At 68.6% G+C, this 13,192-nt stretch carries 12 protein-coding genes; 1 reads left to right on the top strand and 11 read right to left on the bottom strand.

Annotated elements, in window-relative coordinates:
• Positions 1 to 9 precede the first annotated feature (9 nt).
• Positions 10 to 129: a cytochrome bd-I oxidase subunit CydX gene (gene cydX / locus GH815_RS00790; RefSeq protein WP_153746831.1), complete on the top strand. Its 120-nt coding sequence runs from the start codon at positions 10 to 12 to the stop codon at positions 127 to 129.
• Positions 130 to 167: 38 nt separating this feature from the next.
• Here cydX and GH815_RS00795 read toward each other — a convergent pair whose 3' ends face one another.
• The 11 genes from GH815_RS00795 to GH815_RS00845 form a co-directional block, all read right to left on the bottom strand.
• On the bottom strand, positions 168 to 842 hold the full coding sequence (locus tag GH815_RS00795; RefSeq protein ID WP_153746986.1) for an ABC transporter ATP-binding protein: 675 nt from the start codon (positions 840 to 842) through the stop codon (positions 168 to 170).
• Positions 843 to 856: 14 nt separating this feature from the next.
• Positions 857 to 1,612 (bottom strand): ABC transporter ATP-binding protein, encoded by a 756-nt coding sequence (locus tag GH815_RS00800; RefSeq protein ID WP_153746832.1) that lies wholly within the window; start codon positions 1,610 to 1,612, stop codon positions 857 to 859.
• Positions 1,605 to 2,588: a branched-chain amino acid ABC transporter permease gene (locus GH815_RS00805; protein WP_153746833.1), complete on the bottom strand. Its 984-nt coding sequence runs from the start codon at positions 2,586 to 2,588 to the stop codon at positions 1,605 to 1,607. The genes GH815_RS00800 and GH815_RS00805 overlap by 8 nt, the downstream gene beginning before the upstream one ends.
• A 1-nt stretch (position 2,589) precedes the next feature.
• A complete protein-coding gene (locus GH815_RS00810; protein WP_153746834.1) occupies positions 2,590 to 3,507 on the bottom strand; it encodes a branched-chain amino acid ABC transporter permease in 918 nt (305 codons plus the stop codon).
• A gap of 49 nt (positions 3,508 to 3,556) precedes the next feature.
• Entirely contained in the window at positions 3,557 to 4,699 is a 1,143-nt protein-coding gene (locus tag GH815_RS00815) for an ABC transporter substrate-binding protein (RefSeq protein ID WP_211365025.1), read from the bottom strand.
• A gap of 116 nt (positions 4,700 to 4,815) precedes the next feature.
• Entirely contained in the window at positions 4,816 to 5,673 is an 858-nt protein-coding gene (locus GH815_RS00820; protein WP_153746835.1) for a hypothetical protein, read from the bottom strand.
• A 60-nt stretch (positions 5,674 to 5,733) separates the two neighbouring features.
• Positions 5,734 to 7,899: a glycosyltransferase family 2 protein gene (locus GH815_RS00825; protein WP_153746836.1), complete on the bottom strand. Its 2,166-nt coding sequence runs from the start codon at positions 7,897 to 7,899 to the stop codon at positions 5,734 to 5,736.
• Complete coding sequence (locus GH815_RS00830) at positions 7,896 to 8,951, bottom strand: glycosyltransferase family 2 protein (RefSeq protein WP_343030594.1); 1,056 nt, start codon at positions 8,949 to 8,951, stop codon at positions 7,896 to 7,898. The genes GH815_RS00825 and GH815_RS00830 overlap by 4 nt, the downstream gene beginning before the upstream one ends.
• Positions 8,952 to 9,003: 52 nt before the next feature.
• Positions 9,004 to 10,464 carry a cobyric acid synthase gene (locus GH815_RS00835; protein ID WP_153746989.1) on the bottom strand — a complete coding sequence of 487 codons (1,461 nt, stop codon included), beginning with the start codon at positions 10,462 to 10,464 and terminating at the stop codon, positions 9,004 to 9,006.
• A gap of 99 nt (positions 10,465 to 10,563) precedes the next feature.
• Complete coding sequence (locus tag GH815_RS00840) at positions 10,564 to 11,394, bottom strand: ABC transporter substrate-binding protein (RefSeq protein ID WP_343030595.1); 831 nt, start codon at positions 11,392 to 11,394, stop codon at positions 10,564 to 10,566.
• The gene (locus GH815_RS00845) at positions 11,381 to 13,192 is read right to left on the bottom strand and encodes a TonB-dependent receptor plug domain-containing protein (protein ID WP_153746838.1); all 1,812 of its coding nucleotides are present in this window, start codon (positions 13,190 to 13,192) and stop codon (positions 11,381 to 11,383) included. The genes GH815_RS00840 and GH815_RS00845 overlap by 14 nt, the downstream gene beginning before the upstream one ends.

Consider the following 13,192-nt stretch of genomic DNA (forward strand, 5'->3'; position numbering starts at 1 on the left):
AGCCGCAAGATGTGGTATTTTGCCTGGATGCTCGGCCTGCCGCTTGCCGCGCTTTTCGCCGTGGTGAACGCGATCTGGCTGGAACTGCATGGCGACAGCGTCCTGATGGACGAGGTCGACGACGCCTGAGACTTCGCCGGGGCGGGGGCTTGACCCTCGCCCCGGCGTCAGACGCCCAGATAACGGTCGGCCAGCGCCTGCGTCATGTCGGCCATCGGCCCGGCCCAGACCGTACGGCCCTTTTCCAGGATCACCGCGCGGTCGGCGATCTGCACCAGTTCCTTCAGCGACTTGTCCACGACCAGGATCGACAGCCCCGTTTCGGCCCTGAGCACCCGGATCGCGGCCCAGATCTCGGCCCGGATCAGCGGCGCCAGCCCCTCGGTCGCCTCGTCAAGGATCAGCAGCCGCGGGTTGGTCATCAGCGCGCGGCCGATCACCAGCATCTGCTGTTCGCCCCCCGACAGCGAGCCCGCATCCTGCCCGGCCCGCTCGGCCAGCCGCGGGAACAGCGCATGGACCCGCGCCAGATCCCAATGGCCGGGGCGCGCGGCGGCGATCAGGTTCTCGGTCACGCTCAGCCCGCGAAAGGCCCGCCTCCCCTCGGGCACCAGCCCAAGGCCCAGCCGCGCCGCGCGATGCGAGGCCATCCCCTCAAGCGGCTGCCCGGCAAGGCGGATCGTACCCTCGCGATGCGGCATCAGCCGGGTCAGGGTGCGGATCGTCGTGGTCTTGCCCATGCCGTTGCGCCCCATCAGCGCCACGACCTCGCCCTCGGCCATGTCCAGATCGACGCCGAACAGCGCCTGCGAATGGCCATAAAAGGCGGTCACGCCGCGCATCTGCAACAGCGCGCTCACTCCAGCCGCTCCTCGCCCAGATAGGCGCGCTGTACCTCGGCGTCGGCGCGGATCTCGGCCACCGTGCCGCTGGCGATGATCCGGCCGGAAACCAGCACGCTGACCCGGTCGGCCAGTGCAAAGACCGCGTCCATGTCATGTTCGACCAGCAGGATCGGCGCCTCGTGGCGCAGATCGTCCAGCAGCGCGGTCATCTCGCGCGCGCCATCGGGCCCCATGCCCGCCATCGGCTCGTCCAGAACAAAGACGCGCGGCGCCAGTGCCAGGGCCATCGCCAGTTCCAGCCGCCGCCGTTCGCCATGCGCCAGATCGCCCGCCGGTATCGCCCGCCGCCCGGACAGGCCCGCGCGGGCGATATGCGCCTCGGCCGCCGCGCGCAGGTCCGCATTGGCCAGTGCCGGGCGAAAGAACCGAAAGCTTTGCCCCCGCGCGCCCTGCACCGCCAGCACCACATTCTGCAACACCGTCAGATCCGCCGCCACCGCCGAGACCTGAAAGCTGCGCGCCAGCCCGGCCCGGGCGCGGGCGGCGACATCCGCCTGCGTCACGTCGCGCCCGTTCAGCAGCACCTGCCCGGCATCGGGTTTCAGATTGCCCGCGATCAGCCCGATCAGCGTGGACTTGCCCGCCCCGTTCGGCCCGATCAGCGCGTGGATCTCGGATCGCCGCAAGCTCAGCGATACCCCGTCCGTGGCCTTCAGGGCGCCAAAGGCGCGGTGCAGATCGCGCACCTCCAGCACCGGTTCAGTCATGCGCCACCTCGCGCCCGGCCAGCGTGCCGATCAGCCCGCCGCGTGCGAAAAGGACAATTCCCAGAAGAGCAAGCCCAAGGAAAAGCTTCCAGTACTCGCTGAAACCGCCCAGCCAATGTTCGAGAAGTATGAAAAGCGCCGCCCCCGCCACCGGACCGAACAGCCGCGCCACGCCGCCCAGGATGACAAGGACCATGATCTCGCCCGAGGTCTGCCAATTCAGCATCGAGGGGCTGACGAAGCGGTTCAGATCGGCAAACAGCGCCCCCGCCAGCGCCGTCATCGCGCCCGAGATCACGAATGCCGTCAGCTTGACCGAATAGGGCCTTATGCCCAGCGCCGCGCTGCGCGCCGGGTTCTGCCGCGCCCCCGCCAGCGCCAGCCCGAAGCCAGAACGCGCCAGCATCCACGACACCATCAGCGCCGCCATCAGCACCCCATAGGCCAGCGCAAAGAACTGGATCGGGTCCAGCGTGTTCAGCCCCGGAAAGCCGTTGCGCACATAGATCGAGATGCCGTCCTCGCCGCCATAGGCAGGCCAGGAGATCGCGAAATAGTAAAGCATCTGGCCGAAGGCCAGCGTGATCATGATGAAATAGACCCCGCTGGTCCGAAGCGACAGCGCCCCGATCGCCAGCGCCCCCAGCGCGCCCGCGACCATCGCCGCCAGCCAGATCACCGGCATCGACTTGGTGCCCGATAGCTCGAACGGCCAGGTCATCAGCGGCTCATAGGCCTGCACCGGTGCGGCCAGCACCGCCATCGTATAGCCGCCGATCCCGAAGAACGCCGCATGACCCAGCGAGACCATGCCGCCCAGCCCCAGCGCGATGTTCAGCCCCACACCCGCCAGCGCAAGGATCGCGACCTTGGTGGCCAGCGTCACGATGAAGGGCTCGCCCATCGCCTGCGCGGCCAGCGGCACCGCCAGCAGGCCCAGCGCCAGAACGATGTTCAGAACCGTCTCGCGCCGCATCTCAGGCCCGCCCGAACAGGCCGCCGGGGCGGACCACCAGCACCAACGCCATCAGGATGTAGATCAGCATCGAGGCCAGCGCCGCCCCGACCGACATGGCCTGCGAGCGTTCCATGAAGGTGGAAAACGCGATCGGCAGCAGGAACCGGCCCAGCGTGTCGGTCATTCCCACCAGGATCGCGCCCACCAGCGCCCCCTTGATCGAGCCGATGCCGCCGATCACGATCACCACGAAGGCCAGGATCAGCACCGGCTCGCCCATGCCCACCTGCACCGATTGCAGCGCGCCGACCAGCGCCCCCGCCAGCCCCGCCAGCGCCGCGCCCAGGGCGAAGACGATGGTGTAAAGCCTTGATATGTCGACACCCAGCGCCCCGATCATCTCGCGATCCGCCTCGCCCGCGCGGATCCGGATGCCTAGCCGGGTGCGCCCGATCAGCCAGAACAGCCCCGCCGCCACGCTCAGCCCCACGCCGATCAGCACCAGCCGGTACAGCGGATAGTCGATGCCGCCGGGCAGCCGGACGGGGCCTGCCAGCGCGCGCGGGATGTCGAGGTAAAGCGGGAACGAGCCGAACACCCAGCGCGTGCCTTCGGAGAAGACGAGGATCAGCGCAAAGGTGGCCAGCACCTGGTCCAGATGGTCGCGCGCGTAAAGCCGCCGGATCACCGTCAGTTCCATCAGCGCGCCCGCCGCCGCCGCGGCAGCTAGGCTGGCGGCAAGCCCCAGCCAGAAATTGCCCGTCGCGGCGGCCACCGCGGCACAGGCAAAGGCGCCGATCATGTAAAGCGAGCCATGGGCAAGGTTGATAAGCCCCATGACGCCAAAGACCAGCGTCAGGCCCGCCGCCATCAGGAACAGCATGACGCCGTATTGCAGGCCGTTCAGCGCCTGCTCGATCAGAAGCATCAAGGACAAGGGGCGGTCCCTCGCTGGGGCGGGTGCGCAGGGCACCCGCCCGCGCCGGTTACATCTTGCACTCGTCCTCGTAGGCGTGGCCGCGATCCTCGATCGCAACGCCCACGATCCGGTTGGTCAGGATGTCGCCGTCGCGCACCACCTCGCGCATGAACAGATCCTGCACCGGGTGCTGCGAGGCGTTGAACGAGAACTTGCCCCGGACGCTGTCGAAATCGGCCTCGCGCAGCGCGGCGCGGAAGGCATCGGGATCGCTGATGCTGGCCTTGTCCATCGCCGACAGAAGCAGGTTCGCCGTGTCGTAGCCATAGGCCGCATAGACCGAGGGCAGGCGGCCATATTCGGCGCGGAACGCCTGAACGAACGCCGCATTGGCGTCGTTGTCCAGATCGGGCGACCAGTTCGCGCCGTTCAGAACGCCCAGCGCCGCATCGCCCATCGCCTGGATGATCGTCTGGTCAAAGCTGAAGGCCGGGCCGATCAGCTTCAGCCCCACGCCCGAATCCGCATATTGCTTGACGAAGGAAATCCCCATGCCGCCGGGCAGGAAGATGAACACGCCATCGGCCCCCGAGGCGCGGATCTGCGCGATCTCGCCCGCGTAATCGGTCTGGCCAAGCTGGGTATAGACCTCGGCCACCACCTCGCCTTCGTAGAACCGCTTGAAACCGGCCAGCGAATCCTGCCCGGCGGGGTAGTTCGGCGCCATGATGAACGCCTTTGTGATGCCTGCCTTGGCGGCATAGGCACCGGCGGCCTCGTGCAGGTTGTCGTTCTGGTAGCTGATCGAGAAATAGTTCGGATTGCAGCCCTTGCCCGCCAGTTGCGAGGGCGCGGCGTTGGTCGAAAGGTAGAACTTGCCCTGTGCGGTCGCGGCAGGCACCACCGCCATGGCAAGGTTCGACCAGACGATGCCGGTCAGCACGTCGACCTTGTCGGACTGGATCATCTTGTCGGCGATCTGCACCGCGATGTCGGGTTTCTGCTGGTCGTCCTCGATCACCACGCTCAGATCGGGATTGCCCGCCCGGCTCACCGCCAGCATGAAGCCGTCGCGCGTGTCGATCCCCAGGCTCGCGCCGCCGCCCGACAGCGTGGTGATCATGCCCACCTTGACCGGATCGGCCAGCGCAGGCCCGCCAAGCCCCAGCGACGCGGCCGCCGCCGCCACAAGCGTTGCCTTCAGGTTCATCTTCCTCTCCCCGTCATTCTTGTGCCGACGGGCGCATCTGGCCCGCGCGGATCGGGGGCAATCTATGCCGCCCGGCCGCGGCGCGGCAAGCGGCGAATCCGCGCCCCGGTGCGGGCTCAGTCCTCGTCGCCCTCGATCTCGGCGGCGGCGGGAAGGGGGGGCAGGGGCGCGCGGTCCGGGTCGATGCCGTGCTTTTTCAGAAGCCGGCCGAGAAAGCTGTTCGGCGGCGGTGCGCCGCCCTCCTTCCTGACAAGCCGCGCCCGCATCCGCCGCCCATAGAGGTGGACCGACCGCGTCTGCCCGGTCACCCAAGGCGAGGTGTCCAGCCGACGTCGCAGCATCTTGCCCCGATCCCGGAAGCTGAAGGGATACAGCACCTCCTGCGCAAAGGCATGGGCGGCCTCGCCGGTTTCGTGCAGGAAATGGGTCAGTGCATGCGGCCCCCAGACCCCCCAGGGCAGGTCGCTGGCATGCACCGGGCTGCCCGCCTTGCGCTGCGCTTCCAGCTCCGCCCGCTCGTCCGGTGCGAACCATGGCGGAATACCGTACTCGTCCGCGGTGAAGGCCAGCAGCGCCGACAATGCGGGGCTGTCGGCAGGCAGGCCAAGGACGCCGCCATTGATGTGGCGGCGCGATTCCCAGCCGTAGAAATGCCCGGTCCCGGTTTCGAACGGGCGCAGGCAATAGGCATCGGTATCGGCCCAGATGGTGTTACGGCTTCGTTCAAGCATCCGGTAGCGGAACAGGTCGGAATGCAGCGCCGGGCTGCCGGTGCGCCTGTGCGTCAGGAAATCGGTGCGCGGCAGGATCGTGGCCGCGTCCTCAAGCGCGATCCCGCCGGGGACATTCTCGAGCGGACCGTAATGGAAAAGCACCACCTCATGCCCGGCATCGACAAAGGATGTCAGGCAAAGCTGTTCCAGAAAGCTGAGCGGCCCCTCAAGCCAGAGCGCGGCAATCCTTGGCAGGCCCATCCGCCATCCCCTTTCCGGCGCGGGTTTTCCGGCCGTTTGCCCCGTCTTGGCACGACGCGGTTAATGCCGGGTTTCCGCACGCTCGACGGTAAAGAAGAAGCCCGGCGCGGGGTCGGTCTGCACCACCGCGTCGGGGATCGATTCGGGACCGGCGAGGAAGACATTCGTCCCGAAATGGCCCAGCATCCGCGACAGAAGCTGCATCCGCGGGCCGGTCAGCGCGGCATGAAAGGCCGCCTGATCGGGCCGCGCCCTGAGTTCCGCGATCTTCGCGCGATGCGCGGCGACACAGTCCGCATGGGCCGCAGCGATCGCGGGGTCGGCCAACAGGCCCGCGCGTTCGGTCTCCATCGCCGGGATCATGCGCTGGATCGAGCGATCCTCCTCGGCGTTGTGGTTCATCCGGAACCAGTAGGCGAGCCCCTGGTCGCGCTCGACATGGTTGACCCGGCCGCGGTCGCGCTTGACCAGAAAGCTTTCGGCCGAGCGCACCGCGTAATGGTTGAGCTGTACCAGATCATAGCCCACCGTCTCGGCGGTCGAGCGCCAGGCACTGCGATACATCCCGCGCGGGATCGGCTGGCCCGAGCCGTTCACCCAGGCGATCCGGTCCAGATGCTGCGGCGTCAGCCCCTTGGGCCGGTGAACGCCCAGCTTGCGAAAGAGCCCCACATTGCGGAACAGCGTCTTGAAGCCCCAGGCCTGATGCGGCTTGCGCGTCATCTCGGCGGCGCAGCGGGTGAACTGGGCGATCACCGGGGCATCGTCGAAGCAGTGGATGTCGCCATTTCCAAAAAGCCGCCAGGTGCAGGAAATCATGTTCGCCCCGCCCGTCGCCGCGAACAGCGCGGCCAGCGTCCCGTCACCCGCCTTGATGTTCAGATACTCGTCCACATCCATGCAGATCAGCCAGTCCGCAGCCCGGACAACCGGCTCGTCCGCCGCAACCTGCAAGGCGGCATGCTGGGGTTTCAGACCCATGGCGCGATAGGGGTTGTCGCGGTGCTGCACGATCCCGCGCGCCTGCAACAGCGTCAGCAGCCGGTCGGTGCCGTCGCTGCAATCATTGGTGTAGATCAGGAAATCCTGCACCCCGATGGCGCGGTGATAGGCCAGCCAGTCCAGGATGAAGGGGCCTTCGTTCTTCATCGTGGTCACGATCGCGGTGCGGTTGGCGGTGGGGTCGATGCGGGGCGGGGCGATCTGCGGCATGCGCAACGGCGTCTGCCCGAACCGGGTTTCGGCCAGCGCGATCAGCGCGGGTTCCTCGACCAGGCTTGCGCGCGGCGCAAGACGTGAAACCGGCTGGCCGGGATGGCGCAGCGCCATGCAGCGGTAGAAATGCGCCACATCCTGCGCCCGGGGCGCGGTGCCGGCGATGCGGTTCACGCGCCAGATGGTGTCGGGGCCGCACTTGACGGGCGCCACGCACCAGCGCCGCGCGTCCTGCGGCCGGTCGAAGGCCACGCAGACATGATCGGCAAAGCCCGGCTTGGCGGGGTCGCGCGGCCGCCAGGGAAAGGCATGGCGCCCCGTCAGCAGGATCATGCCTGCGGGCGCGGCGGCGGCCCGGTCGAAGATCGACGCGCCGGGGGCAGGGGCCAGCAGGTCGCAAAGGTCCAGATTGGCCACCGCGCGGGCCTCGTCCAGAAAGGCGTGGCGCAACCATTCGTAGACCGGCCCCTCGTCGGGCGTAGCGCCTTGGGGATCGGGCGGGGGGCGGTCGGGATCGACAAGGACCAGCCGCCGCAAACCTGGGATCGCGGCGGTCTTGCGCGCCAGCGCCGCGTCGAAATCGTTGTCACCCGGGCTGCGATCAAGGATCAGCGCCGCCTCGGCACCGTGGTCCTGCACATGATAGTCCAGCCATTCGGCGATCTGGGCCGCGCTTTCGCCATTGCGCACCGCAACCAGCGTGTTCAGCCCGGCAAACAGCATGGTTTCGGCCGGACGCGGCGCTATCCGGACCGGCTGCCCGTCAAGGATCAGCGCCCCGCCATCGGCATCGGCCAACCCGACAACCAGCCCGCCGCCAACCGCGCGGATTGTCGTTCGCCCGCTGGCCGCGACCGCCTCGGGCGGGGTGCCGGTGGGGAAGACCAGCCAGATCATGCGCCCGCCAGCCGTCTCGCGGGCAATGGCATCAAGGCAAAGCCGCGCCCCAAGCGGCCGCGCCCGCAGATGCCGACGCACGAGCTGACCGGGGGGCGGGGCGCGCAGGGTCATCCGGCAGCCTCCGCAGCCTGGGCGCGGTGATAGCCCGCAAAGACCTGGGCGCGCAGGTCGGGGCCGATCACCCGGCTGCCGCCCGCCAACAGCAGATGCGCGTAAAGCGCGTGTTCCTCGGGCTGCGCCACGATCCGCCGGAATGCCGCCCGGTGCCAGTCGACCGCCGCCCCATGCAGCGCGGCCACGCCCGGGATCGCCCGAAGCTGCGCCAGTGCGGCCGCGGTCGCAGGCGCCATCGCGGCAATCGAGCGGTCCTCGACAGTATTGAAATTGCGCTCGACCCAATAGGCCAGGTCGATGGGCTTCGAGCCCCGGTTCGGCAGGCCGCGCGCGCGTTTCAGCATGAAGCTTTCGGCCGATTTCACCGCGTAGTGATTGATCTCGGCCAGCCCGCGCGCGCCCTCTCGGCCGATCAGCGACAGCCGTTCGGGATGGGCCGCAATGGCCGCGGGCAGCGGTGTGCCCGATCCGTCGACCCAGACCGGGCGCGCATCGGGTTTCTGGCGCGGGCGGTGCACGCCCAGCCGGTTGAACGGCCCCGCGCTGCGGAACAGCGTCTTGAAGAAGGTGGCCGAGACCGGATAGCCGCAATCGGGCGGCATCGCGGCGGTGAACTGTCCAGTCACCGGCCGGTCATGGAACGCGGCCACGCCATTGTCGCCGAAGAACCGCCAGGGCAGGGCGATGGCATCCGTGCCCTCGGGCAGCGCGGCGATCAGGTCGGCAAAGCGGTGGCCGGGGACGTGGATGTTTGTGAACTCGTCAAGGTCGATACCCAGCACCCAATCGGCGGCCTTGCGCAGCGGATGCGCCCAGGCGGCGCGCAGCGCCTGCCATTGCACGCTTTTGCCCGCAGGCGCGTCATGCGCGACATGGCACAGCACCCCCGCCGCGGCCAGTGCATCGAGCAGCGCATCGGTCCCGTCGTCGCAATCGTTCGAATAGACCAGGAAATCGCTGGCCCCCGCGCCAATGTGATGGGCCAGCCATTCCAGCAGGAACGGACCCTCGTTGCGCGCGGTCGTGACGATCAGAAGACGCTGCGTCACCGGGATGCCTTTTCGCGGCCGCCCCCTGCGACCGGAACCGGATGTCCCGGCCCTAGACGGGGGCCTGTCCGGACGGAACTACATCTGCGACGGTTAACAGCGCCTCAATGTCGAGATGCCGTTCCAGATGCTCGGCCAGCGCGTCCAGCGCCGTGTCGACCGCCGCCGCATGGGACAGCGCACCGGGCGCAAGGCCCAGCCGGTCAAGCCAGGCCCGGCGGAACCCGTCCCCGGTGAACAGCCCGTGCAGATAGGTGCCCACGATCCGCCCATCGGGCGACACCGCGCCCTCGGGCCGACCCTCGATCCGGGCAAAGGGGCGGGCGCGGTCGGGGCCCTCGGTGCGGCCGATATGGATCTCGTAGCCGTCCAGCGGCGTGCCCGTCGCCTCATGGATGGCGGCGACGCGGGTCAGCGTCTTGTCCGCCGCCATCACCGTCTCGACATCCAGAAGACCCAGCCCCGCGGTTTCGCCCGCCGGACCCTCGCGCCCCTCGGGGTCGAGGATCCGCCGCCCCAGCATCTGGTATCCGCCGCACAGCCCCAGCACCCGCCCGCCGCGCCGGACATGGGCCATGAGGTCGATATCCCAGCCCTGCGCGCGCAGGAAATCCAGATCGCCCCGGGTCGATTTCGTGCCGGGCAGGATCACCAGATCGGCATCGCCGGGCAAGGGGTTGCCGGGCGGGATCATGTCGAGCCGGATCGAGGGTTCCAGTTTCAGCGGGTCCAGATCGTCGAAATTCGCGATCCTCGACAGCATCGGGCAGACGATGCGGAATGTTCCGTCGCCCCCCGGCGCACCCAGATCGACCGCATCCTCGGCGGGCAGCCGATGGGCCAGCGGGAACCACGGCACAAGGCCGAAGCCGCGCCAGCCGGTCGCCCGTTCGATCGCTGCATAGCCATCCTCGAAAAGCCGCGGATCGCCGCGGAACTTGTTGACGGCAAAGCCCCGGATCATCGCGGCATCCGCCGGATCCAGCACCGCCTGCGTGCCGACGATCTGCGCGATCACCCCGCCCCGGTCGATATCGCCGACCAGAACGACCGGCACGCCCGCCGCCCGCGCAAAGCCCATATTCGCGATATCGCCGCGGCGCAGGTTGATTTCGGCCGGGCTGCCCGCGCCCTCGACCAGGATCAGATCGGCGCTGGCCGCGAGCCGGTGAAAGCTCTCCAGAACCGCGCCCATCAGCCCCGGCCGCTCGCCCGCGAAATCCGCAGCCCGCCAGGCGCCGCGCGCGCGGCCCTGAACGACGATCTGCGCGGCGCGGTCGGTTTCGGGCTTGATCAGCACGGGGTTCATGTCGGTCACCGGATCGCGCCCGGCGGCGAGCGCCTGCAAGGCCTGCGCCCGGCCGATCTCGCCCCCGTCGGCGGTCACGGCGGCGTTGTTCGACATGTTCTGCGGCTTGAAGGGCGCAACCGACAGCCCCCGCGCGCGTGCCGCGCGGCAGAGCCCGGCGACAAGGATCGACTTGCCCACATTCGAGCCGGTGCCCTGGATCATCAGCGCGCGGGTCACGGGCAGGCCCTTTCCCCGGCGGCGGGGCGGCTGGCAGATGTTGCAGTTGGGTATTTGGACCAAGAAGAAGACAGCCTAGGCATTTCACTCTCCGGCAAGGGCGCGGCGGCGCTCGGCCAGCCGGGCGACCGCGTCCAGAACCTGCGGCGCGCCGCAGGTCCAGTCGGGATCGGTATAGGCGGGTTGGCGGGCGGCTGCGGTGGCGCGCAGCGCGGGGTGGCCAAGGATTTCCTCGGCGCGCGAGGTGGCGGGGTAGGGGCGGGCGAGGATCAGCAGGTCCGGATCGGCCATGACCAGATCCTCGATCGCGATCAGCCCGCCGCCCGTCCGGCCGAGCCGGGCCGCGAGATTGTCGAAACCGGCATGGGCAAGGATGTCGTCGGACAGCGTGCCCGTGCCCTGGCTGTAGCCATTGGGGTGGAAGATCGCCGCGAGAGGCCGCACGCCCGGCGGGGGGGCAAGGGCGGCGCGGCGGGCCTGAAACTCGGCAACCAGTGCCTCGGCACGCTCCTCGCGGCCAAGAAGCTGGCCGGCCTGGCGGATCTGGGCGGGGATCTCGTCGATGCGGCGTGTGATCTCGAACTGCTCGACCTTGATGCCCAGACGGCGCAGCATCGAGATCGTGGCCGGGTCGGAGAACCGCCCGGCCAGCACCAGATCGGGGCGCAGCGCCACGATTTCCTCGGCGCCGCCGCGATTGGCGGGATAGGCGCGCGCCGCCCCGGCCATGGCCGAGCTTCGCGGATCGGCGGCAAGCTTGCTGACCGAGACAAGCTGGCCGGGTTCCGCGATCAGCATGGCCAGAAGGTCGGTGCACAGGTTGATCGAGACGACGCGCCGCGGCGCCTCGGCCAGCGCCGCCGCCCCGGCCAGGGTAAGGGCGGCGGCAAGCGATATCAGCCTAGAAGGACGCACGCAGGCCGACAAACACGGCCCGGCCCGCGCCATTGTAGCCGCGCACGGGTTCGTAGCTCTGGTCGAACAGGTTCTCGACGCGCAGATAGGCTTGGGCCCTGTCGGTCACCGCATAGGACAGGCCCAGATTGACCAGGGTGTAATCCGCGATGCCCGAGGGGCCCAGTGGCCAGGCATTGGTGTCCGTCCGGTCGGCTACCGCCTGAATTCCGATCTGGGCGTCCAGCCGGTCTGTCAGCCCGGCTTCCACCCCGAGGCTCAGATCGTGGCGCGGCACGCGGACCATGCGCCCGCCCGGATTGGCGGCATCGGTATAGGTATAGGCGCCGAACAGCGCCACCCGGTCCGAAACCGCGTGGCGGCCAGACAGTTCGATGCCCTTGCTGGTGGTGGTACCGGGAACCTGGTTATAGGTGCTCGTGCCGAAATCGAAGTCGATCAGATCGTCGATTTCGGTATGGAACAGCGTGGCCTTGACGAAGCTTTCCGGCCCGAAGCGCTTCTCGATCCCGATCTCGGCGCTGCGGCTTTTTTCGGGTTGCAGCGTCGTGCTGCCGAAGGGACCGAAGCGTTCATAGAGCGAGGGCGCGCGGTAGCCGGTGCCGACCACCGCGCGCAGGATCAGGTCGTCCTGCACCCGCCAGGCAAGCGCCGCGCGGCCCGACAACTGGTTGTCGAAATCGGAATGGCTGTCATGGCGCAGCGACAGCGCCAGATCGAGCGCGGGCGAGACGGCATATTGCAACTCGCCGAACGCGGCTGCGCTGTCGGCCTCGTAGCGGTCCGCGTCCAGTGCGGCCTTTTCCTCGGTCCAGTCCGCGCCGAAGGCCAGCGTCAGATCGGTGCCCAGGTCCATCCGGCCGAGATAGTCGATCCGCGTGCGCTCGCCGACAAAGCGTTCGGTGAAGCCGCCGGCATCGAAGCGGTCGGTCTCGACCCAGGACAGGGCAAACTGGTGCTCGACTGCGCCCGTCGCAAATTCGGCAAAGCTGCGCAGCCCGCGCCGGGTCTGGTCGATCTTGCCGGTGGGATCGACCGTCGAGCGGTCGTAATCCGACGTGCCGTCGGAATAGAGCGCCGAGAAGCCGATGCGCAGCTCGTCGGTCACGTCATAGGCGGCAAAAAGCACCAGCTGCGTCTGGTCGAAGCCGTCCTTTTCGGTATCCGAGGTGCGCGCCGAAAAGCCTTCGGACGTCAGCCGCGAGAAGGTCAGCGCGACTTCGCCGCGTTCGCCTTTCTGACCCAGATTGACCGTGGCGGCCCTGGTGTCGAAGCTGCCCGCCTCGACATTGGCCCGCCCCGAGAAGCCCGGCGCATCGGGACGCCAGGTGGTGATGTCGACAACACCGGCAACGGCATTCGAGCCGTAAAGCGCCGATTGCGTCCCCTTCAGCACCTCGATCCGGTCGGGCATCCCGGCGATCAGCGTGCCGAAATTGAACGCGGTCTGGGTGCTGGAGGGGTCGGTCATGTCCATCCCGTCGATCCGCACGCCGATATAGCTGCCGCCCAGACCCCTGAGCCGCAGGGTCGAGGTTGCCCCCAGCCCGCCATTCGCGGTGATCGACACGCCGGGCAACAGCGCCAGCGTCTGCCCGATGCTCAGACCGCCTGCGGCGATGTCGGCGCCGTCCAGCGTCTCGACCGTGGTGCCGGTGCGGTTGATCTCGATCGGTACGAGGCTGGCCGAGGCCGTGATCTCGTCCAGCAGCAGGCTTTGCTGTGCAAAGGCGGCAAGCGGGGTGAGGGCGGTGACGCCCAGCCCCAGGGCGATGGTCTTGCGAATCATGTGTCCCAT

The organism is Rhodovulum strictum, from assembly GCF_009649175.1.
GTDB classification, from domain to species: domain Bacteria; phylum Pseudomonadota; class Alphaproteobacteria; order Rhodobacterales; family Rhodobacteraceae; genus Rhodovulum; species Rhodovulum strictum.